The 23,373-nt window shown below is 57.8% G+C and carries 17 protein-coding genes and 1 pseudogene; 8 read left to right on the forward strand and 10 right to left on the reverse strand.

What is annotated here, in order from left to right; genetic code table 11:
* Window positions 1-55: 55 nt before the first annotated feature.
* Genes ACUTSW_RS10065 through ACUTSW_RS10075 form a run of 3 tightly spaced genes read left to right on the forward strand, consistent with a single transcriptional unit; the run spans window position 56 to window position 2,348 of the window.
* The gene (locus tag ACUTSW_RS10065) at window positions 56-583 is read left to right on the forward strand and encodes a GNAT family N-acetyltransferase (protein WP_445584301.1); all 528 of its coding nucleotides are present in this window, start codon (window positions 56-58) and stop codon (window positions 581-583) included.
* Window positions 584-624: 41 nt separating this feature from the next.
* Window positions 625-1,512, forward strand: coding sequence for an amino acid ABC transporter permease (locus tag ACUTSW_RS10070; protein ID WP_006324063.1), 888 nt, complete (start codon window positions 625-627; stop codon window positions 1,510-1,512).
* Window positions 1,513-1,520: 8 nt separating this feature from the next.
* Window positions 1,521-2,348, forward strand: coding sequence for an amino acid ABC transporter ATP-binding protein (locus tag ACUTSW_RS10075; RefSeq protein WP_445584302.1), 828 nt, complete (start codon window positions 1,521-1,523; stop codon window positions 2,346-2,348).
* 34 nt (window positions 2,349-2,382) lie between these two features.
* Here ACUTSW_RS10075 and ACUTSW_RS10080 read toward each other — a convergent pair whose 3' ends face one another.
* Window positions 2,383-2,895, reverse strand: coding sequence for a VOC family protein (locus ACUTSW_RS10080; protein ID WP_006324061.1), 513 nt, complete (start codon window positions 2,893-2,895; stop codon window positions 2,383-2,385).
* 289 nt (window positions 2,896-3,184) lie between these two features.
* Between ACUTSW_RS10080 and ACUTSW_RS10085 the strand changes: the two genes are divergently transcribed.
* Entirely contained in the window at window positions 3,185-3,664 is a 480-nt protein-coding gene (locus tag ACUTSW_RS10085; protein ID WP_020438622.1) for a cold-shock protein, read from the forward strand.
* A gap of 172 nt (window positions 3,665-3,836) precedes the next feature.
* Window positions 3,837-3,998 carry a YnfU family zinc-binding protein gene (locus ACUTSW_RS10090; RefSeq protein WP_006324059.1) on the forward strand — a complete coding sequence of 54 codons (162 nt, stop codon included), beginning with the start codon at window positions 3,837-3,839 and terminating at the stop codon, window positions 3,996-3,998.
* Between the two features lie 5 nt (window positions 3,999-4,003).
* Here ACUTSW_RS10090 and ACUTSW_RS10095 read toward each other — a convergent pair whose 3' ends face one another.
* The 3 genes from ACUTSW_RS10095 to ACUTSW_RS10105 form a co-directional block, all read right to left on the reverse strand.
* A complete protein-coding gene (locus tag ACUTSW_RS10095) occupies window positions 4,004-5,452 on the reverse strand; it encodes a GGDEF domain-containing protein (protein WP_037433888.1) in 1,449 nt (482 codons plus the stop codon).
* A gap of 630 nt (window positions 5,453-6,082) precedes the next feature.
* On the reverse strand, window positions 6,083-6,634 hold the full coding sequence (locus tag ACUTSW_RS10100; RefSeq protein ID WP_004949530.1) for a flavodoxin family protein: 552 nt from the start codon (window positions 6,632-6,634) through the stop codon (window positions 6,083-6,085).
* 130 nt (window positions 6,635-6,764) lie between these two features.
* Complete coding sequence (locus ACUTSW_RS10105) at window positions 6,765-7,676, reverse strand: LysR family transcriptional regulator (protein WP_445584303.1); 912 nt, start codon at window positions 7,674-7,676, stop codon at window positions 6,765-6,767.
* 97 nt (window positions 7,677-7,773) lie between these two features.
* Between ACUTSW_RS10105 and ACUTSW_RS10110 the strand changes: the two genes are divergently transcribed.
* The gene (locus ACUTSW_RS10110) at window positions 7,774-8,838 is read left to right on the forward strand and encodes an aldo/keto reductase (protein ID WP_062869904.1); all 1,065 of its coding nucleotides are present in this window, start codon (window positions 7,774-7,776) and stop codon (window positions 8,836-8,838) included.
* Window positions 8,839-9,147: 309 nt separating this feature from the next.
* Complete coding sequence (locus ACUTSW_RS10115; RefSeq protein WP_164713296.1) at window positions 9,148-9,312, forward strand: YnfU family zinc-binding protein; 165 nt, start codon at window positions 9,148-9,150, stop codon at window positions 9,310-9,312.
* A gap of 71 nt (window positions 9,313-9,383) precedes the next feature.
* On the opposite strand, the gene ACUTSW_RS10120 is transcribed toward ACUTSW_RS10115, so the two are convergent.
* Window positions 9,384-10,928, reverse strand: a complete 1,545-nt coding sequence (locus tag ACUTSW_RS10120) for a glycosyltransferase family 39 protein (protein ID WP_445584304.1) — start codon at window positions 10,926-10,928, stop codon at window positions 9,384-9,386.
* Between the two features lie 126 nt (window positions 10,929-11,054).
* On the opposite strand from ACUTSW_RS10120, the pseudogene ACUTSW_RS10125 reads away from it, so the two are divergent.
* Window positions 11,055-11,225: pseudogene (locus tag ACUTSW_RS10125) on the forward strand (helix-turn-helix domain-containing protein); the annotation flags it as partial.
* Between the two features lie 88 nt (window positions 11,226-11,313).
* On the opposite strand, the gene ACUTSW_RS10130 reads toward ACUTSW_RS10125, so the two are convergent.
* From ACUTSW_RS10130 to ACUTSW_RS10150, 5 genes are read right to left on the reverse strand one after another with little or no spacing between them, the layout of a single operon-like run.
* Window positions 11,314-12,231 (reverse strand): alpha/beta fold hydrolase, encoded by a 918-nt coding sequence (locus tag ACUTSW_RS10130; protein WP_020438618.1) that lies wholly within the window; start codon window positions 12,229-12,231, stop codon window positions 11,314-11,316.
* Window positions 12,232-12,257: 26 nt separating this feature from the next.
* Window positions 12,258-13,412, reverse strand: coding sequence for an alkane 1-monooxygenase (locus ACUTSW_RS10135; protein WP_445584305.1), 1,155 nt, complete (start codon window positions 13,410-13,412; stop codon window positions 12,258-12,260).
* Window positions 13,406-14,476, reverse strand: coding sequence for a 2Fe-2S iron-sulfur cluster-binding protein (locus ACUTSW_RS10140; RefSeq protein ID WP_445584306.1), 1,071 nt, complete (start codon window positions 14,474-14,476; stop codon window positions 13,406-13,408). Before ACUTSW_RS10140 ends, ACUTSW_RS10135 begins: the two co-directional genes overlap by 7 nt.
* A 1-nt stretch (window position 14,477) precedes the next feature.
* Window positions 14,478-15,497, reverse strand: a complete 1,020-nt coding sequence (locus ACUTSW_RS10145) for an arylesterase (RefSeq protein WP_445584307.1) — start codon at window positions 15,495-15,497, stop codon at window positions 14,478-14,480.
* A complete protein-coding gene (locus ACUTSW_RS10150) occupies window positions 15,494-23,332 on the reverse strand; it encodes an aminotransferase class III-fold pyridoxal phosphate-dependent enzyme (RefSeq protein WP_445584308.1) in 7,839 nt (2,612 codons plus the stop codon). The genes ACUTSW_RS10145 and ACUTSW_RS10150 overlap by 4 nt, the downstream gene beginning before the upstream one ends.
* Window positions 23,333-23,373 lie beyond the last annotated feature (41 nt).

Genomic DNA, 23,373 nt, shown 5'->3' on the forward strand with positions numbered 1-23,373 from the left:
ACCCGTCGCCAAGTGGCGAAAAATCAGCAAGGTCTGGGCGACTAGGAGCATACCGATGGCAAACGACGTCTTTATCCAAACACTGCCGGACGACCCGTTGGTCGAGCCGGTGATTGAAGGGCTGTTCGGCGAGTATCGTCAACGCTACGGCGATTATTTTGGTGACCAGGAACAAGAAGCGCTGGATCTGTACGCCCCGCCACAGGGCGCGTTTATCGTGCTGCTGCGCGCCGGGGAGCCGATCGCCATGGGCGCGTTCAAACGCTACGATCAGCACACCGCAGAGCTGAAACGCATCTGGACGCGAACCGACCTGCGTCGCCAGGGGTTGGCGCAAAAGGTCTTGCAGCAACTGGAAACGCTGGCAAAAGAACAGGGTTACCGCCAGCTCTACCTGACCACCGGCTTTCGCCAGCCGGAGGCAGTGGGCCTGTATCTGAGCAACGGCTATCAGCCGCAGTTCGATCCCACCGTCGACAGTGAAGTTTACAGCCGCCCGCCCTACGACGGCCGATTGCCGTTTCGCAAAAGCCTGATAACAGCAGGCGCACTCTGTTGCGCGCAGGAAAGGAAGATTGCCTAGGGGCCGGTCCCCCTCCCTTTATCTGTTTCAGGAGCAATACGATGTCCAAACAAGAAGTGTTAAAAGTGGTTCCCGCACGCTATCCGCTGCGGCTGGTGGGCGCACTGTTTTCGGTGTTTATTCTGGCGGCGATCGTCCAGTCGGTGGCAGTCAACGAGCGCTGGGAATGGGGAGTATTTGCCGAGTGGTTCTTTGCGCCGGCAGTGCTTTCCGGCTTGGGGCAAACCCTGCTGCTGACGCTGCTCGGCACGCTGTTCAGCATTATTTTCGGCACCTTGCTGGCGCTGGCGCGGTTGTCGCGCTCTTATCTGTTGGCTTCGCTGGCCTGGGGCTATATCTGGCTGTTCCGTTCGCTGCCGCTGATTCTGGTGCTGATCATCTTGTATAACTTCTCTTACCTGTATGACTCCATCTCGCTGGGCATTCCCTTTACCTCGCTGGTGTTCGCCAGCTACCCGACCATCGATATCCTCAGCCAGTTTTCCGTCGCGGTCCTGGGGCTAACCCTGGTGCAATCGGCCTATACCGCAGAAATCATCCGCGGCGGCATTCTCGGGGTGGAATACGGCCAGCATGAGGCCGCAGCGGCGCTCGGTCTGCCGGGCTATCGCCGCACTTTCCGCATCATTTTGCCGCAGGCGCTGCGATCAATAGTTCCGACCGGTTTCAACGAAATCATCAGTCTGGCAAAGGGCACCTCGATCGTTTACGTGCTGGCGTTGCCGGAGCTGTTTTACACCATTCAGGTCATCTATAACCGCACGCAGCAGGTAATACCGCTGCTGATGGTCGCGACCGTCTGGTACCTGTTCATCACTACCGCGCTGTCGGTGATCCAATACTACATTGAACGCTATTTTGCCCGAGGCGCAGTACGCGAGTTGCCGCCGTCACCCTGGCAGAAACTGGCCGGCTGGATAAAACGTTAGGAGGATTTATGTCCGAAGCTATTGATTACTATGCCCTGCGCGAAGCGCCGGTGCGCAACGTCGTTCCGGTTCCGGCGCGCGGCCTGATTGAAATCAGCAACGTGAGCAAATTTTTCGGCAAGCACAAGGCGCTCGACGACGTCAGCCTGACGCTGCGCCCGGGCACGGTCACGGTGATCCTCGGGCCGTCCGGCTCGGGCAAATCCACCCTGCTGCGCGCCATCAACCACCTGGAGCGCGTCGATGAAGGCTTTATCCGCATCGACGGCGACTACGTCGGCTACCGGCGTAAAGGCGACAAACTGTATGAACTGAAAGAGAACGCGATTCTCAAGCAGCGTATCAACGTCGGCTACGTGTTCCAAAACTTTAACCTGTTCCCGCATCTGACGGTGCTGGAGAACATCATTGAAGCGCCGGTGGTGCATAAGATTTATTCGCGCGCTCAGGCAAAAGAAGTCGCTTATCAGCTGCTGGATACCGTCGGCCTGCGCCACAAGGCCGACGCTTATCCGCGCCACCTGTCCGGCGGCCAGCAGCAACGCATTGCCATTGCGCGTGCGCTGGCGTTGAACCCGAAGGTCATTTTGTTTGACGAACCCACCTCGGCGCTCGATCCGGAGCTGGTCGGCGAAGTGCTGGACGTGATCAAAGGGCTGGCGGACTTGGGCGTGACGCTGGTGGTGGTCACCCATGAGATTGGCTTTGCGCGTGAAGCGGCGGATCAGATTGTGTTTATGGTCGACGGCCAGGTCGTCGAACAGGGCAACGCCCGGCAGGTGCTGAACCATCCGCAGCACCAGCGCACCATTAACTTCCTCAACAAAGTTCTGTGACTCACGGGGCGCAACCGCGCCCCGCCCGATAATCTTAAGCCTCAGCAGCGAAGCGGCGTTTCTCGGCGGCGAAATCCAGCGGCTTGATGCCGCGCTGATTGCGATCCTGCTCGGTCAACAGCGCCGGCGGGATAAACCAGGTCACTTCAAACAAGAGCCCGTCCGGATCGTGGCCATAGATGCTCTTGTGCACGCCGTGATCCTCCTCCAGCCCGAGAATGCCGCGCTGCGCCAATTGATCGCGAATGCGTTCGAGCTCATCCAGGCTATCGACTTCCCAGGCCAGATGGTACAGCCCGGCCGGTGGTTCGTTTTCCGCCGGCGGTTCGCCGTTGGCGCGAAACACTCCGGCGCGCTGTTGCCCAAGATTTTTGCTGAACAGCGCCAGATCGTGATCGTTATCCGAATCGGCCGCTTGGGTAAACACCGCTTTGTCGGGGCTGCCCGAAGGTTTTAGCTTGAACCCCAGCACCTGATGATAAAACTCCGCGCTTTGCTGCACATCGCTGACATACAGCACCGCGTGGTTAAGCCGTTTAATTCCCATCGATTTTCCCTTTCCGCATTGAATAAAGTCAGCTTGAAAATAGCATGTGTCCGGAACCCCGCTAAATGCCGTTATCGCATTATCAAAACCGGTGCGCGTAACCTGTCACTGCAAGGCATTCCGCGCTATCATATCCCCGTCGCCTTTCAAGCCGCAGCCTTGTGGTCTGCACTCGTGCCCCCAGTGACTTACTTAAGTAAGCGCCTGGCGTGAGCGAGCTGGTCGCCCAGCCGCAACTTGAAATTCATAGGGGATAAATATTGTATTGAACGAATTAACGAGAATGATGATGAACGGCAAAATAACGACTTTTTTTGAAGACAAAGGCTTCGGCTTTATTACCGATGAGAACGGGGAAAATCGTTATTTTCACGTGATTAAAGTGCAAAACCCGGAGCTGATTAAGAAAAACGCGGCGGTGACCTTCGAACCGACCAACAACACCAAAGGCCCTTCGGCGTATGCGGTCAAGGTGCAGGCGGCGAGCAAATACATCATCATCGCCAACGAAAGAATCAAGATCACCAGCATCAAATCTTTCAACACTTTCACCAAAGAAGTGCCGGTGAAAGCGGACGTGGACAAAGAAAATACCGTGCTGTCGGTGGGCCTGCTGATGAACCGCATCCGCCCGCAGTCCGAAGACGCGCCGCAAACCATGCAGACGCTGCGCATGCTGACCATCACCACGTTCCAGAACGCGACCCATACCTTCTCCGAGCAGGAGATCGACATGGATGAAACGCTGAAAGTACTGAAAAGCCTCTAATCACGGCCCAACGCCTATCCCTGCCCCTTGTCGGGGCGCTATCTGCTTCGCCCGCCTCCGTCGGGACGAATATATTCGCGCCCTACTAATGGGGGCGCGTATAAAAAACATTCGAAGCAATTTTATATCACCTGTGTTAGCGTGGGTTTTCACCTGACACAGGCCGTGCTATATGACTGATTCCAGCAGCGTTAAAGGCTTTATCAATCGTTCCACCAACATCGCCTGCCCCAAATGCGCCTACGTCACCAGCCAAAAATGCGCGACGCTACGGCAAAACGTTCTGCTTATCTGCCCGAACTGCGGCACCCGGTTTGAACCCAGGCAGAACTGAAACGCTTATTTGAACACTATGTGCCCAACGCTGTTGCCACTCACCGCGTTAAACGACTCCACGCGATTGCGCCCCTGCGACTTGGCGCGATAAAGCGCGATGTCCGCCATATTCATCAGCTGTGCCAGCGACTTCACTTCGTTCATCGCCAGGCTGGCGACCCCCACGCTGATGGTCACTTTCAGCGGCGCTTTGCCTCCGGGATACAGGTCGGTTTTTTGCACCAGTTGCCGTAAATGCTCCGCCAATGCCACCCCCTGCGCCGCCAGCGCGCGCGGCAGCATAATCGCAAAATCTTCCCCGCCCAAGCGACCAAACAGCTGATCGTGGCGCAGTTCGCGCCGGACAATATGAGCGAAGGTAGCCAGTGCCTGATCGCCGACTTCGTGCCCGTGAGTGTCGTTAATGAGTTTAAAATGATCGATATCAATCAGCAGCAGCGATACCGCCTCTTTCGATTTATATTTGTGCTCCAGCAGTTCACCGGCCTTTCGCGTCAGCGCACTGCGCGCCAGCACCCCGGTCAGGAAATCGTGATTGGCGCTGTGCTCCAGCCGGCGCATCAGCTTGCGGTTAACGGCTATCGAACTGGCGAGGATCAGCGGCCCCATGACCAGCATGGCAATCCCCAACCGGGCCGACATCAGGGTATCGAGGAACGCGTTGTGGTTGTTCGGCGTTTCATACAGCATCAGGTTGGCGGAGATGCTGCTGATTTCGGTCATACCGGTCAACAGCGTCAGCAAGGTCACGGTGAACAGCTGGTAGCGGACCGCACACCACAGCAGCGCCGGGATCGGGAAGGCAATCGCCCCCGGGCCACCGATGTACACGCTGAATATCAGGGAAAACAGCAGCGCCAGCAGCGGCATGCCGGCACGCAGCGGCCAGTTGATCTGCATACGCAACAGTTGCTTCAGCCGCGGTGCCGCCAGGAACACCGGCAATAGCAACAGGTTGGTAGAGAACTGTTCACTGAACCACGCCAGCCAGGCGGTGATCACCGTATTATTGTACAGGCTGTCATTGCGCAGTATCGACAGGGTCGACGCCACCGCAGCACCACTCAGGCTGGCGGTAAACATATAAAGTATCGCCTGAGGCTTGCCCATTCTGCGCTGCGACTGCGGCAACAGCAGCATCACGCCATAACCGGTGGCAATCAGCGACATATTGCAGGCGTTCAACCACATGACCAAAGGTAGCGCTTCGCCGGTCGTCAAATCGGCGGCAATCATGCCAAGGTAGGTGGTTAGCCAGCCCAGCGGCGTGGCATAAGCGGGTTTGCGCAATAGCAGGCCGAGTAAAATCGCATTCACCGGCCAAAACAGGGAAAGGGATCCAATCGGACGAGTAAATATACCCAACAAGGAAAGCAAAAATGCCAGCAGAAAAAGAGTGATCAGCTGGAGGGTAACGGGCAAGCCATGTTTGGCGTTTATTCTGGCGTTCATCACCTTACCCATAAATTCATAATAACCAGAGCAATTATCTGCATATTCCCTCGCCCGGCATGATAAGGAGGACAAAAAACCCGTTCTCAACCAGTAAATACAGATGATTCAAAAACAAAGAGACATTCATTTTTATTTAGCAGAACGTTCTTAACTCCACAGCTCGTCGCCGCAACCTGGAGTGAACGCATTCACGCAAAACCGAAGAAAAATGTTCAGCGATATCTACCAGCATAGCCTAAGCCGCCATTGAACCGCATCAGCACAAAACCACAACAATAAGATGGCTATTTAGCGTTTACCCTATTGTGCCTGAGATTATTTTCCAGCAAGTCACCCGGAAGCGCAATTAGAACCGGAAACATAAAAAAAACCCGCAGAGCGGGCTCGCTTGAAGAGCAGCAAATTGACAGTTACGGCACAGCCATTGTCTGCCTGTGCCGCTATTCACTATATAGCCGGAAGCTTAAGCGGACCTTAGCAACAAAAAACCCGGTCTAGGAACCGGGAATATTTGTACGAAATGCAGTGTTAGCCCAAGCAGGCTAATAACATTTCTCAGTTTACACGCCAAATGTGCAGAAAAAATGAACGGCGCGATATCCCCACCGAACGCGATGGGGAATGGGATCACGCCAGTTTGGCGGCAATGCTCGCGACGCGCTGACCATACAATTTGGCGGTTTCCAAATCCCCCGACAGCATTTCATCTACGCCGGCATCGGCAGGTGTCTGTACCAACAGGCCGACAGATCCGCCCAGATTGTTCACATCGGTACGCTGCGCCGCTTTGCTGTTGGCCGGTGGCAGCCCCAGGCTGACCCACAGGCCGCCGTGCTGTGAAGCCAGCGTTTGCAGGGCGATCAGCGTGACCTGCTTGTCGCCGTTCAGGCTGGCGCTGTTGGTGAAACCGCCGAACACCTTGTCTTGCCATTTGCGAGTGAACCAGGCTTTTGAGCTGGCGTCGGCAAATTTCTTGAACTGCCACGACGGGCCGCCCATGTAGGTCGGCGAACCAAAGATGATGGCGTCGGCCTCATCCAGTTTCTGCCAGGCTTCTTCGCTGATATTGCCGTCTTGATCGATAGCGATCAGCTCAGCTTCTGCGCCTTCGGCAACAATGTTCGCCAAACGCTCGGTGTGGCCGTAGCCGGAATGAAAAATCACCACTGTCTTCGCCATAAGGAACTCCCAGGTAGTTGCATCGAGGTGCCGGCGGCACCCGTAAATACGCTGATCCAATCTACTCAAGCGGCCTCAAGGTGAATACCCAATTTATCTGACGGAGTTATTCAAAAAAACCGGGTGGCATTTACGCCCCAGCCGCCTGCGCGCCCTGCTGCCGAGCGAAATCAATAAATGCGCGTAGTGGACGTGGCATTTGTCGGTTGGCGGGGTAGTAAAGGTAAAAACCGGGAAAAGGCGGCGTCCAGGCATCCAACAGCGGCACCAGCCGGCCATCGGCCAGCGCGGCGGCCACCTGATGCTCAAACAGGTAAGCGATGCCCACGCCGTCCAGCGCCGCCCGCACCAGGATCTCCGGTTCGTCAACGATCACCGGCCCTTCCACCGCGATATCCAACTTTTCCCCGTCGCGCTCGAATTCCCAGCGGTAAAGATTGCCATTGGTTGGCCAGCGAAAATTCAGGCAAAGATGTTGGCGCAGCTCGCGCGGCGCCTGCGGTTGGCCATGACGAGCCAGATACGCCGGGGAGACCACTACCCGCATCCGAAGGTCTCCGCCAAGCTTGATCGCCACCATGTCCTTCTCCAGCTTCTCGTGCAGACGCACGCCGGCATCGAAACCGCCGGCGACAATGTCCACCAGCCGGTCTTCCACGTTGAGATCGAGGAGGATATCCGGGTACTGCCGGTGAAAAGGCGCGATCAACGGCGCCAGAAAATGCATGGCGGCGATCCGCGTAACATTGAGCCGCAAACGCCCGCTGGGCTGCTGGCGTTGGTTGACTGCCTGTTCCACCGCCGCATCGATTTCGGCGATAGCCGGCAACAGGCGCGCCAACATCTGCGCCCCGGCGTCGGTGGGCGCCACGCTGCGGGTGGTACGGTTCAGCAGCCGCAACCCTAGGCGGCTTTCCAAATTGCGCAGCGTCTGACTCAGCGCTGAAGCGGTCATGCCCAGGTGCACGGCGGCGCGGGCGAAGCTGCCGTGTTCAACAATGGCGGCAAAAGCGCGTAACTCTGCAAATTCACTTCCTCTCATTATGCCTCCATTGATTAATAATTCATGAAGATTATAGCGTATTCCGTGAACAGCCCGCCGGGTCTATCTTGAAATCAACATCAACAGGAGAACGCCCATGAACACATCCTTATCGCTGGACAGTTACCGCCTGCTGGGCCGCTCCGGCCTGCGCGTCTCGCCGCTGGCGCTTGGCACCATGACCTTCGGCGCCGACTGGGGTTGGGGAGCAGAACAGGCCGAAGCCCGCCGCCTGTTCGACGCCTATGTCGACCACGGCGGCAACTTTATCGATACCGCCAACCGCTATACCGAAGGCAGCGCCGAACGCTTTGTCGGTGAATTCGCCACCGGCCGCCGCGATCGTCTGGTGATCGCCACCAAATACACCTTGCCGATGCAACCCGATAACCCGAACTCCGGCGGCAATCACCGCAAAAGCATGGTGCGATCGGTGGAGGATAGCCTGCGGCGCCTGAATACCGACTATATAGACCTGCTCTATCTGCACGCCTGGGACTACACCACCCCGGTGGAAGAAATCATGCGCGCGATGGACGATCTGGTGCGCGCCGGCAAGGTGCTGTACCTGGCGGTATCGGATCTCCCGGCCTGGCAGGCCGCCAGAATGCAGATGCTGGCGGATTTGCGTGGCTGGTCGCCTCTTATCGGCCTGCAAATCGAATACAGCCTGCTGGAACGCACGGTGGAGCGCGAATTGATCCCGATGGCGCAAGAGCTGGGGCTGGGCGTGATCCCCTGGTCGCCGCTTGCGGGCGGTGTGCTGAGCGGCAAATACCGGCGGCAGGATCTGCAACCGGAGGGGGATGAAACAGGTACCCGACGCGAGGTCGTGCGCACCAAGGGAACGCTGACCGCCCACAACCTCGACATTGCCGATGCCGTGAGCGATATCGCCCGCGAAGCCGGTTACACGCCCGCTCAAGTGGCGTTGGCCTGGACGCTGCGCAATCCGGCGGTGAGCGCGCCGATTATCGGCGCACGCACGCTGACGCAACTGGATGACAACCTCGGTGCGCTGGAGGTCAGGTTGGCGGAAGATCGCTGGCAACGTCTGGATGCGCTCAGCGCGATTGAATTGGGCTTCCCGCATGATTTTCTGACGCTGTCGACCACCCGCAACATCATGTTCGGCGGCCTGAATATCGTCGGACGCAGATAAAAAAAATCCCGCACGAGGCGGGATAAACTTAACAGGGATGGGGTAATACACTACAGGGACTAACACACAACATCATCGGGTAGGACTACCTTACCAATCCCAATGTATAGAACTGTCATTCCTGCGTAAGGTTGCTCCGGCAGATGTAACGCCGGATGGAAATGTGACATGTTGACCGTGGCGCCGGCGCTCAGGGATGGGCATGGCGCCTTACCCATCTCACACAACCGATTAATAAATAATCGATTCAGGGCTATTGGGAGCACCCGGTGGTATACTGATAACCCCTACATCTACCCGGTGAAAGATATGTCTATCTTTGATGCCCTTAAGATGTTCAGCGCCACATCCGTGAAAGTGACTTGCCCAAAATGCGCTTACGCCTCCGAGCAAAGCAGCAGCAAGGTGCGCAAAAATATCACCATGATCTGCCCTAAATGCGGGCATTATTTCCGCCCTGGAGAAGAAAAGTAATTTTTCCCGTCAATGCACCCGCGGAGTGGTGTCGTTGGCGGCTATCAAAGACCCGCCGCTGCCCTCGGCTTTCACCTGCCTGATTTAACGATAAACAGCCGCGATTCGAACCCGCCGCTTTTAAAGGTGCTGGTGTTGGCCCATCCCGGCGGCAACCGCCCAAAATCCTGATTAAAATCGCCGCCGCTGACCAACCACACCCGACGATGGGCCCCCACCAGGGCATTGAGATTATCGACATAGGTCTGCGCCGCCCGATCGTGGAAAAAAGTGCCAAAACCATAGGCATTGGGTTTTCCGGAATTACCGTTGGGCTTGACCGGCGTATACAGCAACGCGCGATGCCCTTTCTCGTTGTAATAAACATAACTCAGATAATTGAACATATTGCTGACGACAACGGCATCATCAGGTTGATAGCCACTGTTGATATAGCGCACCATCTCCTTAAACTCATCTTTCTCCGGCGGATAATCATTGCGCAACCCGCTGCCAAACAGCAGGCTAACCAGCAACAACAATAAAATCCTGTGCGCCTTTTTTTCGTTTTCAGTAATTAACAGGGCCAGGATGATCGGAATGCCTAATGAGGAGAAAAATAAATAACGGTCGACGAATAACGGCGTTCGGAACGAAATAATAAACAGCAGAGTAACGGGGATAAATACGCTGCAAAGCAACAGCAGAAGGTATTTTCTTTCCCCTCCCCGCCCCATCAGCCACAGGCATGACAACCCGGTGAAGCACACCGGCAACAGCCAAAAAATGATCGCGGGATAACCTCTGCCATCATTCCCGGTGAATAACCGCCAATACATGGCAGGAAGATCGCTCCACACAACCTGGGGGATCCAGCCAACATCCCCGCCCACTTTCAGCTCCGCAATATGATCCAGCAAGTTCACCAACACCAGCAGCCAGGGGATATAGGCCAATCCTATAGCCAAATTGGCCAGCCACCATGCCGGTTGCTTGAGATAACATTGGGGCTCATCACGCCGGCAGGACAGCGCCAACAGCACGATCCAGTGCGTCATTAAGGCAAAAATGGTGAAGTAATGCGTATAAAAACTCAACGCCATCAATAACGCATAAACCGCCAAATAACGACGGTTAGCGGGCGCCTTTAACCACATCACCAGCGCCAGGGTAGCGGCGATCGTCAACATGCCCATCAGCGCATACATACGCGCCTCCTGGCTGTAACGCACCGCCATCGGCATCATCGCCATCAGGCTGCCGGCCAGCAGTGCCGCCCGTTCATTGGCGACCTTGCGCGTCAGCTTTATGGCCAGCGCGACCGTAATAACGCCAAACAGCAGGCTGAGAGAACGGACAGCCAAAATGCTATCGCCGAACAGCAGCATCCAGCCACGCAGCAGCAGATAATAAAGCGGAGGATGGACGTCAAAAGAAGCATGGTACAGCAGCGCCGAGACGTCATAACGGCTGGTCAGCACGCTGGAGGCCTCGTCACACCAAAGGTATCTGCCGGTTAAAGAAATAAACCGGATCCCGGCGGCAAACATCAGGATCAGATAAACGTAATGCCGGTAGCCAAAACCTTTTAGCGCCTTGCCGGCCAGGAGGTTAGTAGAGATCTGTTGCAGAGACATAACCGCATTCCGCCGGGTTGTTCCACACAGTGTGGAGACGTGGCGATCATCATTACCGAGCTTAGGTAAATGGCAGCTCAATCATCACCAAAATAAGCCAACGCCGCTTTAACCTGGCGGCGCTAGGCGGCAAGGCTGAGTTCTTCAACGCTGGCAAACGCCCTTGTGCGGCCCTGGCCCAAAGGTGAATGGATGATTGCCGAAGCCGTCGGCGTCCATCCCGCCGAGATCTGGCCTGGCCGTTATTATGACGACGCCGGGTTGCTGCTGGACAGGAAGGCGAGGATCCGGCTCTGAAGATGCGCGGGGTTTGCCCCCGCGCCGGAACCCGATAGCCATTATCCCTGACTATCGGGCAATCCCGCCCCGGCAAGAATAGCGCCGGTTAAGGTTGAAGCGGAGCCAGATGCGCCAACACCAGATCTATGCCCTCCCCCGGGCGGCGCAACGGGTTATGCCCCAGCCCCTGGGTCTTCACCAGACAGGCGGCAGGCCAGGCTTGGGCCAGGCATTCTGCTTCCACTTCCAGGACGATATCGTCGGCGCTGTCGTGGATGATTAACGCCGGTTGTTCAATCTGCCGCAACCCTTCATAAGCGTTAAAGCGCTGCCAAACGGCATCCCCGATGCCAAAGTAACGCTCAATGTAACCCCGTAAACGTTGCTGCTGACGCGCCGGCAAATTGAGGATAGAAGCATACTTGGTCACCAGGCCGCTAAAGTGCGTGGGTGCGCCGACAATCACCAAGGCTTTGGTACGCAGCCCGGCTTTCACAGCGTTGATCGCCGACAGGCCACCGAAGGAGTGGGCCACAATCGCGTCAAAACCGCCCTCTTGCCGCTCCAGTCGCTGAATGATTTCGATAAACTCGACAATACTGCTCTGGTCGCCTTCCGCATCCCCGTGTGCCGGTGCGTCAAAGCCGACAACCTGGAAACCCCGTTCCACCAATACCTGGATCAAACGCGAGAAATGCGATGCCCGCGACTCCCAACCGTGCGCCAACAGCACCTTTGGCCCCTGTTGTCCCCAGTGGTACACCACCGCCTGCTTATCGTTGCTCAGGGTGATGTACGTAATGCTGCTCGCCATGCCCATCGTCTGTTTATCGCTTTCGCGTGTCGGGACGCGGCGTGGGGTGAAAAAGCGTTTGCCAAGGTAGGCGGCCGTTGGGCCAGGCACCACAAAATCCATCAACCGGATACCCACTTTAATGCAGGATACGGCCGGTGAGCGCATATACGCCGGCCCACGATACTGCCGGTAGGCTTGTTCGATAAGTTGGTCAAAGTGTTCGCTCATTGTACTCTCCAGAATCGCGGATGACGTTAGACTTGCGCGGGCGCATCTTGCGCCGCTTGACGCTTATCGAGCTGCCGAATAAGGGCCCTTTCCGCATCCGTGGCGACATGCCGATCCCAATACGCCAGTTTTGCTTCCATGCGTTTAAACCACAGTGGCGGTACCAACGCATACAGGATATGCGCCACGTAACCATGATCGATCCCCACCGCATAGCTGTGCGCTTGCAGCCGCCAGAACTCCCGACGTGGATTCGTGTGGTGATCCGAGTGGCGCGTCAGATTCAACAGGCCGGCAGAAGATGCCTGGTTGTTGCAATCCCAGCTGTGGCGTGGCTCAACGCGGGTATTGGGAACCCGGATTAAGCCGTAATGCTGGATATAGTTGACGGTTTCAAACAAGAACTTGGAGACCAGCATGGCCACCAGGCAAGCGAGTAATCCACGCCCCCCTGCCGCTGCATAACAGGCGGCCAGGATCGTCAGGCTCATGATAACGCTGCGAATCACCCTATTGCCCAGCGTAATACTCCGCTTGCCCTGGCCTTTTAGCCGTTGCTGTTCCACCTGCCATGACTCGCGGTACTGCGACAGGGACGAGCGGATAAAGAAACGGTAAACATGCTCGCCACGGCGTGCCGTCGCCCCATCGGCGTACGTCGCCACATTGGGGTGATGCGAGTACACATGGGAGATAGAAAACTGCGCGTCCGCAACCAATGCCAGTAACCAGCGCCCGACGGTCATCGCCAACCAGCTCTGGGTTTTGTGGATAAGCTCATGAGCCACCACCGTGTTGGTACTCAGCGTATAGCCGGTGGACACGGCGGCCAGCAGCAATTCCGGCATTCGCATACCGTGCAAGGCCGGGACATCCCACCCCGTCGCCGCCGAGACCCCGGCCCCAAACCCCAGCACATCGCCCGGTGCCGCCTGCCAGATCAACGTAAACAACGCCAGCAGGGCCGCAGGAAGTTGCAGATAGGGGATCAGCGCCAGAAGAGCGGTGAAGCGATAGTGGTGATCGGCAGTATCTACCGGGGTCACATTATCAAAGATCAAATAACTCAAGGATACGCACAGCATGGCGGCCAGTATCCACCCGCCGCCGAGCACGTTGGCCGCCGCTGTCATGGGTAAAAACACCAGTGGCACCAGGGCGAATCTTAGGTAACTCAACATACTAACTCCTTATTGTTCGAGATTTTTTCCTCGGCGCCGGCGGGAGAAAAACAGTCCGTCTGGATATGTCGCGCCATCACCCCGGTCGCAAGCAGCCCCCGTTGGCACGCCTGCGCCAGCCCTGGGTTACCGCAGATCATCGCCCGCCAACCGGGAGCCTCCAGCCGGTATTTTTGGTACGGATAGAGGCTGCGCCACTCTTCCAGCCAGGATGTAAAGCGCCCCGCAAGTTCGTGCTGTTTCCCCTCATTCTCCTGCGACAACGCATGCAAGTAATGAAAGCCTTCATGCTGTTGTTGCAACCGCTGCAGTTCGGCAACGTCAAACTTGTCCTGCCGCTTGCGAATGGCATGCACCAGCATTACCGCCCGATAGGGATTACGCGCCAGAGCCGCACGAACCAGCCCCAACGTGGTTCCTAAACCTGAGCCGCTGGCTATGGCCAGCAATGGCCCTTTCCCGTCATCGACTTGCCCAAACCGCCCGCTACAGCCAGATACCCACAGGGTGCGCCCGACGCTGCCCGGATTGCATAAAAGGGGAGAAACGCGCCCCTGCTCTCTCAGCGTGATATCCACGACAATCTCCCGCGCGTTACTGGGCCAACTCACCGAGTAACTGCGGACATCCGTGCCCGGTTGGTGGCAAAGCTGCAAAAATTGCCCGGGCAGGAAAGGCATAGCCTGCTCAGGCGACAGGGTGATCCGCCACACCCTGCTTGAGAGAGGAGTCGCCTGTTTTATCTGAGCCGGCACCCAGTTTGTCGCTACCGCAGCTGGCATCAGGGTTAAATCAGACTGGGGCAGGCACTGGCAGGCCAACACATGGCCGGCCGCAATATCTTCGGCACTGAGCAAATAGCCGAGATCCACCAGCGAACGCACTTTACCGCTGACCACCCGGCACAGGCAGGATTTGCAAGACCCCACCTGGCAGTTATAAGGCAACGCCACGCCGGCTTTCAGCGCGCTTTCCAGCACCGTTTCCCCCGCAGCCAAGGTGAAGGTTTTCCCCTCCAGCGCCCCCTGAAAGGTGCTGCGGCGCGAGAACCATCTCTTCAGCATGTTATTGCTCTCCGCACGTCAGCAGGCCATCGTCAAATACGCTGCCCATCAGGATCCGCCCGCCGAGCGGCGCCGCCACGCTGATCGCCGCCAGCGCCTGGCCATGGCTCTGGTAATAAATCTGCGAACGTTCAACCGCACCCTGTGTGCCCAGCGACAGTTGCCAGACCAGCGACGGCGAACGCGCTTGCGCATCCTTTTGAAATGCGGCCAGCTTTAACAGTTGCGGATGCGCGGCCACCAGCAGCCCATCCCCGTCAGGCATGATATTGTCGACACCGTGCAACCCGGTGAACCTCCCCAGCAAGACGGGTGACGCCTCGCCCGGCCGCCATGCCCAACTGCTCACAGTGCCGTTGGTGGTTTCCGCCACGTACAGCCGCCCCCGTTGCGGGTTGTAGTAAATGCCGTTGGCAAAATGCAGCCCATCAAGCAACGTATGCTCCCCCGCGTCGTCTACCAGCAAGACCAGCGAGAGTGGCAGCCGCAGATAGTCTTCAACGCGCCCCAACATGCCGGAAAAGGCGTGGTCACGCGTCAACAGCCAACGGGATTTATCAATGACGCTGATGTCGTTGATATTCTTGCCGACGCTGCGCGACAGCTCAGGCTGATAAATCAGCCGCATCGCCGCCCGCTCAAAACGGAACGTCTCAATGCGATCCCCACGAGAGCCGTGGCTCACGGCGTAAACCCACGTCTCTGCGCCCTTTTGCCACACATCGATACCGTGCGGGTAAAACTCAGCCGGATAGTCGCCGGGTAAACGCAGGGGCGCTTGCCCCTGTTGGAAGTAATAGAGCGCCCCCGGCGCGTTATCGTGGCGATTCAGGCTGCTGAGCAGTGCGCCCCCCTCCTTTAGCGGCGCAATATCCTCCGCCCCGCTGATCCCCGGTATTTTTTGGCATTGCTGCAGGTTGATATCCTGAACGCGGTAGAACACGCCGGCGTCAAACAGCAGATTGATTACATACGCCAGCACAGCGATGGCCAGCGCTATCCCCATCAACTTTTTCATCATGCTTCCACGGCAACCTGTGAATAAAACTGCTGATTTACGGCGCTCACGCCTTGCTCTGCCAGAACCGCAATCGCAGCCAGATACGGCTCCAGCAGCGCTGAGGCGGTTTGTTCGGTGAAATAACGCGCCTGATAATCCAACTCAATCGACAGCTCATCGGCCATTTCCACCACGTTGATCATCAAGGGGAACTCGACCGCGTTGACCGGCAGCATCGACAGGCTGGCCTGCCACTGGCGCATTTCCGCCAACGGAACGGACGGCTCAACATTGAACGTGGCAAGCAGAGGCAGTGGCGCTTGCTCGCCATGGAAACAGCGGGACGGCAATGCCGGCGCGTCACGCTGCGCCAGAATGGCCTGATGCACCTTGGCCACAAACTCAGGCAACGAAGCGCTCGCGGCGCTGTTGAAACACAACGGCATCAGGCTGACGCATTGGCCGACCAACCCTTCGCTGTTCTCGAAGTCACGCCCGGCATTCGGCACCGCGACAGGCAACACCGAGTGGCCGACAAACTTCTCGAGCGTCAGTACAAACAGGGCGTTCAGCATCACAAAGCGGGTCGTGCGCAGTTCGGCGGCCACTTTACGCAGTTGGGCCGACAAGTTCGGGTAAGCCAGCCCTTGCTTCAAACGCTGGCCTTGATACGGCGCGGCCTGCAGGACCACCGGCAGCGCACTGGCGGGATCGAAACGACGCGCGGGGATAGCGGCCAGCCGTTGAGCAACCTCTATATCATTGGCGGTCTTTTCCGCACGCATAAAACGCAAATAACTTGGCGCCGCCGACAGCTCAGGGCTAAACCCTGCCGCCAGCGCATCGTAGATATGCAGCAGTTCACGCAGCATCACCATAAATGACCAGCCATCCGCCACCGTATGGTGCGCCGTCAACGCCAGGGCTATTTGGCCGGGCTGGCTCAGCAACAAGACACGCGCCAGCGGCGCTGCCGTCAAGGCGAAGGGTTTGGCGGCAAACTCGGCCAGCCGTGCGGCAACCTCTGTCGACTCGCTGCGTTCTTCAATAAAATCGACGCTGCTCCCACCCGGAACCACCCGCAACTCCCCCGCATCATTGAACTGCATACGCAAGGACTCATGACGTTCGCTCAGCAGCGCCCAGGCTTCGGCCAGAAGTGAACCCTCGATTTCCCGCGCCGTTTCAACCACGCAGCCGATGTTGCCCGCGCACAGCCCGCTTTCGTCTTTGGCGGCCAGCAGCATAAAGCGCTGCTGGCTGTCGGCGGCCGGGTAAGGCGTATCGGGGTGCAAACCGGCATCACCGAAGAAACCGTCAACGCGCATGGCATTAACGCTCTCTTTTACCGCCGCGATAAAGTGCTCTATATCTTGCGAAGAGTGCGCGGTGGACACGAAGCAGTTGCGGCCTTCCCAAATGAAGATGCCGCGCAGCATCAGGTGATGGAACAAAATGTCGTAGTTACCGCTGAATTTGAAACGGAACAAACTGCCCGCCGAGACGATCTCGATCGGCGTACCCGTCGTGACAAACCAGGTGTTGAGCGTCTGCGCGAGGTAATGCGTCTTTTGGTTGATGTCGTCATAGAGCCCGGGGTGGCTCTTGATATAGTCGAGCACCGCTTTGCTGGCCGCCATGGTCAGAGGGTGTTTGGAGAAGGTCCCGGCAAAGAAAATCAGTTCGGATTGCGGCCAGGATTCATCGCCGTATTGCCAGAAACCGCCGTCGATGCTGTCCATAAAGCGCGCAGACCCCGCAATGACGCCAATCGGCATGCCGCCGCCGACAATCTTGCCGTAGGTGGCAATATCGGCCTGGACACCGTAATACGCCTGCGCGCCGCCGGCTGCCAGGCGGAAACCGGTAATCACTTCATCGAACATCAAGGCGATATTGCGCTCGGCCGTCAGCTTACGCAGCGCATGCAAGTAGTCGCGCGGCTGATGATCGGGGTAGCGGCTTTGAATCGGCTCCACAATGACCGCGGCCAGTTGATCGGCATACTGGGCAATCAACGCCAGGCTCTCTTCGCTGCCGTAGTCGAGCACCAGCAGATCCTCGACCAGGGACGCCGTCGTCCCTGCGGCAATCGGCACTGCCCGCTCCGGGGTTTCGCCCCCCTGCTGACGCCCCAGGATGCCATCGAAAACGCCGTGATAAGAGCCGCTGAACAGCGCCACTTTGTTCTTGCCCGTTACGGCACGCGCCAGGCGTACCGCGCTCATGACGGCTTCAGAACCGGAGTTACAAAACGCCACGCGGTGCTGGCCCGTCAGCTCTGCAATCAATGTTGCAACCTCACCGGCCAGCGGGCTCTGCGGCCCGATTTGCATGCCTTGCGCCAGCTGTGCGGCAACGGCCTGCTGCACGCACTCAGGCGCATGGCCCAACAGGTTGGCACCAAACCCCATGGTGAAATCAATGTACTCGTTACCGTCGGCATCCCAAATACGGGAGCCTTGTGAACGCACGCCCACCAGGGGATACAGCATTTCCTTGGTGGATAAACGGAAACCCGCCGATGCCCGGTTATCCGCCAGCACGGCGCGGTACTGCTGCGCATTGTGCTTGGAACCCGGGGTTTTGCTGACAAACTGCTGCGTCAATTGCTGTATGTGTTTATCGCGCTCGGCCCCTAATGACGTCTTCCTGGTTTCCTTTTTAAACCAGCTAGTGTGTGCGCCGGCTTTGGCCGGTGCAGCGGTAACCGGTGCGTTACTCGCCACTGCCGGTGCAGGAAGGGCGGCTACCGGTGCGCTTGCCGGTACCGAAGGCAGCGCGGGCGCGGAAAGCGGTTGAGCATGGCCGCCGCTTAACAGGCGCAGCTGTTGCGACATGACCTCTAATTGCCGCGCAATCACGCCTTGCAACTCAGCCGGAGCCGTTGCCGGTATTCCCCATTCCGGTTCGAGCTGAGGGGCCGACACAGGTATCACCGAAGCGTCGGCTTGCGGCATTGCCGCCACAACCCGGCTTTCACCGGCCACCGCGACGGGCTCCGCCACTTGCGCACGTTCCACAACGTAATGGATCACCGCATCCAGCGTATTCAACTCTTCAAACAGCGATCTCAGCGGGATCACCACGCCATAGCGATCCTTGATGGTATTGATCGCATCCAGCAAGACCAGCGAGTCGGCCCCCATTTCCAGGAAGGGCAGATCATCATCCAGAGCTTCGGGCGATGCCCCCAAATACCCGGCAATGATCGCTTTGATTTCGGCGTGTAATTGATGTTGTTTTGACATAGCGTCCTCATGTGAAGATGGCGGCAGCGTTGGCGTTTCATCGGCCAGCCAATAAGTTTTCCGACAAAATTGAATGGCCGGCAGCATCAAGGCTTCACGACTTGTTGTGCGATACAGCCTGGACCAGTCGATGTCATGCCCTTGCTGCCACAACGAACCCAGCAGCGTCAGCAGTGATTGGTATTCATGGCGATGATCGGCGGCCGCCAAAATCGGTTGGCTGCGATCGGTGGCGGCGACAAACTTGCCCAGCGAACTGTCGGCGCTCAGATCCACAAAGGTATATTTCCCTTCCTCCTGCAGCGCCTGTATGCCTTGCAGGAAATGAACGGGTTGCCGGATTTGTTGGCTCCAGTAGTCGGCATCGGTATGCCGGCGCGGCAGCGCGTCCAGATTGCTGTAGAAAGGGATATTCCCCTCTGCGAAATCAATATGCTGCGTCAACCAAAGGCGATACGCCGGCAAGATGGGATCCATCAGGTGAGAATGGAATGCGTTGGTGGTTTTGATCCGGCGGGCATGGCCGCCTTGCGCTGAAATCGCCTGCAAGCAGGCATCAATCGCCGGCGAACTGCCGGTGATGGTGGTCAGCGTCGGCGTATTGAACGCGGCAATGTCGATATCATCGGCCCAGGGGGCGATACCGCGGCGGACCTCATTTTCGCCGCTGAACACCACCGCCATCGCGCCCCGCTGCTCCAGGCTGTCCATCAGGTGTGCGCGCTGATGAACCATCGCCAACCCCTGCTCCAGCGAAATCTGGCCGGCGACAACCGCAGCGCAATACTCGCCCAGGCTATGGCCAATCACCGCCGCCGGGCGTAGCCCGAACTGCAACAAGCTATCCGCCGTGGCATAGCTGCAGGCAAACAGGGCCAACTGGCAGGTTTTGGCGCAATGCTGCCAACTGTCGTCCTGCGCATGCAGCGCTTGCCGAATATCGATTTGATACTCTTCCTGAACCCGCTCAGCCAGGCTATCGAAGCACGTGCGGTAGTGCGGCAGATGCTGGTATAAAGCCGCCCCCATGCCGATTTGCTGCGTTCCCTGCCCTGGGAAGAGCCAGACCTGCGGGCGCGGTTTCTCCACTTTATTCGCGGTAAGTTGCGCCAGGTTTTCTGCCAATTGCCGGCGATTGGCGCCATAGGCAAACCCACGATAGCGCGGGTGGTCATAACGGGTATTGACCAGGCGACACCATGCCGGGACGTCAACGTCGTGCTGCATTTGCAAGGTGCTATAAATGCCGTCACGCTGCGCGTTGAAACCCTGCTCTTCGTGCGAGGCCACCAGCAGCAGCGTCAGCGGCTGGGCCGCCTCATCGCGCTTCGCGGCCTGTGGACAATCACGCAGTATCACGTGGCTGTTCGTCCCGCCGAAGCCAAAACTGCTGACACCGGCATAACGTTGGCCCGCCGCAGACTCCCAGGCGCAAGGGTGACTGCCCGCCACCGCCACCCGGTGGCTAATGGCGGCGATATGCGGATTTTTCTGTTGGAAATTCAAATGAGGCACGCGCTGTTGGCTATGCAGCATCAACGCGGTCTTCACCACCCCAAGCACGCCGGCGGCGGCTTCGAGATGGCCAATATTGGTCTTGACGGATCCCACCTGAACCGGTTCCGGTTGGCTCCGCTCGGCAAACACCGCTTCCAGCGCCTGATACTCAATCAGGTCACCCAGCGCCGTCCCGGTGCCATGCGCTTCCACATAGTCGATGTGATTGCTGTCGATGCCCGCCTCGGCCAGCGCCCGCGCGATCACCGCCTGCTGCGATGGCCCGTTAGGCGCCGTGATGCCGTTGCTGCGGCCATCCTGATTGATAGCGCTGGCAACCAAGGTGGCATAAACCCGATCGCCATCGGCCAATGCCTGCGCCAGGGGTTTCAACACCACGATGCCGCACCCCTCGCCACGCACATAGCCATCGGCGCGCGCGTCAAAGGTTTTGCACTGGCCGTCCGGCGCCAGCATCTGCGCCTCGGTGAAGACCTTTTGCAAATGCGGCGTCAACGCCAGATTCACGCCGCCGGCAATAGCCAGCGAACTGCGCCCCGAGCGCAGGCTTTGCATGGCCCCGTCGATGGCCACCAGCGAAGAGGAGCAGGCCGTATCAATGGCGACGCTTGGCCCTTTAAAATCATAAAGATAAGATATGCGGTTGGCGGCAATGCTGTGTGCATTGCCCAGCCCGCTATACGCGGAAACCCGGTCGCCCGAGACCAGGGCATAATCACTGGCGCTGATGCCGATAAACACCGCGGTGTCGCTGCCCCGCAGCGCAGAAGCCTGTAACCCCGCATCGGTCAGCGCCTGTTGCACGGTTTCCAACAGCAGGCGATGTTGCGGATCGATATACTCCGCCTCGCGCGGCGAAATGCCAAAGTAACCGGCGTCAAAATCGCTCACGCGGTCAAAGAAACTGCCCTTGCGGTTAAAACCGCCGAGTGCAGAGCCGGCCCAACGGTGAGCGGGTATTTCACCCGTGGTGCTTTGCCCCTGCTGCAACATCGCCCACAGCGCCTGCACGCCACTGTGGCCTGGCAGTTCAACCCCGATGCCAATCACGGCGATATCCTGGCTGGCCACGGCCGTCCTGGCGGCTTCTGGTCGCGCAACGGGTTGCAACAGACCCGCAGCCAGCTTATTGATCGTCGGATAATCGTAAATCAGCGCCGGCGACAGCTCACGCCCCAAATGTTGCTCTAACTCGCCGATCACGCCAACCGCCTGTAACGAGCTCAGGCCAAAGGCGGTAAAAGCCTCATCCCACTGTTCTTCACCGACAGCGCCGTTGACCGCAGTGCCGATGATACCGGCGATAAGCGCGGCCAGGGCAGGCACGCTGTATGAGGCAACATCGTCAACCTGGGCGGTTTGCGGTTGCTCGGCCCGGCTACGCCATTGCACCGCCAGTTCATTTTGCCGGTACATTTCTCTGGCGCGGGTACGTTGCAATTTGCCGCTGGTGGTGCGTGGAATGGCCCGGCGGCCGACCCATACCCATTCCCCCAGGGTTATGCCATGCCGCTCGGCCACCGCGGCATTCAAACGCCGGTTCAACGCTGCGGTATCCAGGGTCTCTTTGAGACGTTCCGGGATCTCCAGCAAGGCCACCGCCTGTTCAGTTTGGGCAATCTCGGCGGCGAAGACGCAAACGGTTGCGTCTGCCAGCAAAATATCTGCTCCCCTGATCGTTTCCTCGATATCCGTCGGGTAATGGTTTTGCCCATTGACGATCAGAAGTTCTTTCACACGTCCGGTGACGTACAGCGCCCCCGCTTGCAGGAACCCCAAATCGCCGCTGCGTAACCAATGCGCCGGATCAGGCTCGATGCGCGCCTGGAAGTTGGCCTCCGTCGCCGCCGCGTTATTCCAATAACCGGCCGCAATGCTGGGCCCACGTAACCAAATCTCGCCGGTTTGCCCGGCCGCAAGCGGTTGTAGCGTCTCGGGATCGACAATGCGGACATCGGTGCCGGGCAGCGCCTCGCCACAGTTGACGACATCCCCCGATTTTTCTTCGGCGACCGCCATCCCCTGGCCTTTCTCCCTGCCGGTAACGATCAGCGTGGTTTCCGCCATGCCATAGCAGGGTAAAAACGCCTGCCCCCGGAAACCGGCCGGAGCAAAGTGTTCACTGAACTGGCGCAACGTAGCTGGGCGGATAGGCTCCGCACCGCAAAACGCCACATCCCAGTTGGAGAGATCCAGTCCTTCGGCCTGCTGCGGGCTGATTTTGCGCACGCAGAGGTCGTAGGCGAAATTAGGGCCACCCGACGTCGTCGCACGGAACTCTGACACCTGCTTTAACCAGTTAAGCGGGTTTTTCATCAGCATCATCGGCGACATCACCCGGCAGGGGAATGCCCCGAATACCGGCTGGAGCAAGCCGCCAATAAGCCCCATATCATGGAAATGCGGCAGCCATATCATGCCGCGGCTTTCATTGTGGTGACCGAAATAACGATGGATGGCTTGAGAGTTGGCCCACAGGTTGCCATGAGTGACCATGACCCCTTTTGGCGTACCGGTTGAACCCGAGGTGTATTGCAAAAAAGCCACATCGTCGTCGCTCACCGGCGCAGGGTTAAACGCCCCTGAAAAATGGCTATCGAGATGCTGAAGGCGATACCCCGCCGGCAATGCCACTGCGGGCAGTTGATCAAAGGTAAAAATTAGCGGCGCCAGCGGTAAACCGAGCGATGTTAAGGTTTCAGCGCCTTTCCCTGTGGTGACGATAAATTCCGTTTGCGCATTGCGTAAAACCCCAATAAAGCGCTCCCACGCGCTGCCTGAGGCCTTGGCCGGCATAGGGACAGGCACGGCAATCATGCCGGCATAAAGACACCCGAAAAAAGCGCCAATAAAATCTTCGCCGTCGGGGTAAAGTAAAATAACCCTGTCGCCCCGATGACCGTATTGCTGAAGTGCGCTGGCCAGAGATGCGGCGCGCTGATGCAATTGTCTGTAACTTTGGTTGTTTATTTCTTTGGCACTTCGCAAAAATTCAAATGCCGTCTTGTCGGTATGTTGAACAGCAAGTTCGGGCAATAGTTGGTTGAAGGAATTAAATCCCCTGTTAAACAACTGATGAGACGGCATAATGATTAGCTCTTTATTCTCAATATAAAATATGAAAAGTT

Source organism: Serratia sp. TSA_198.1 (assembly GCF_052686505.1).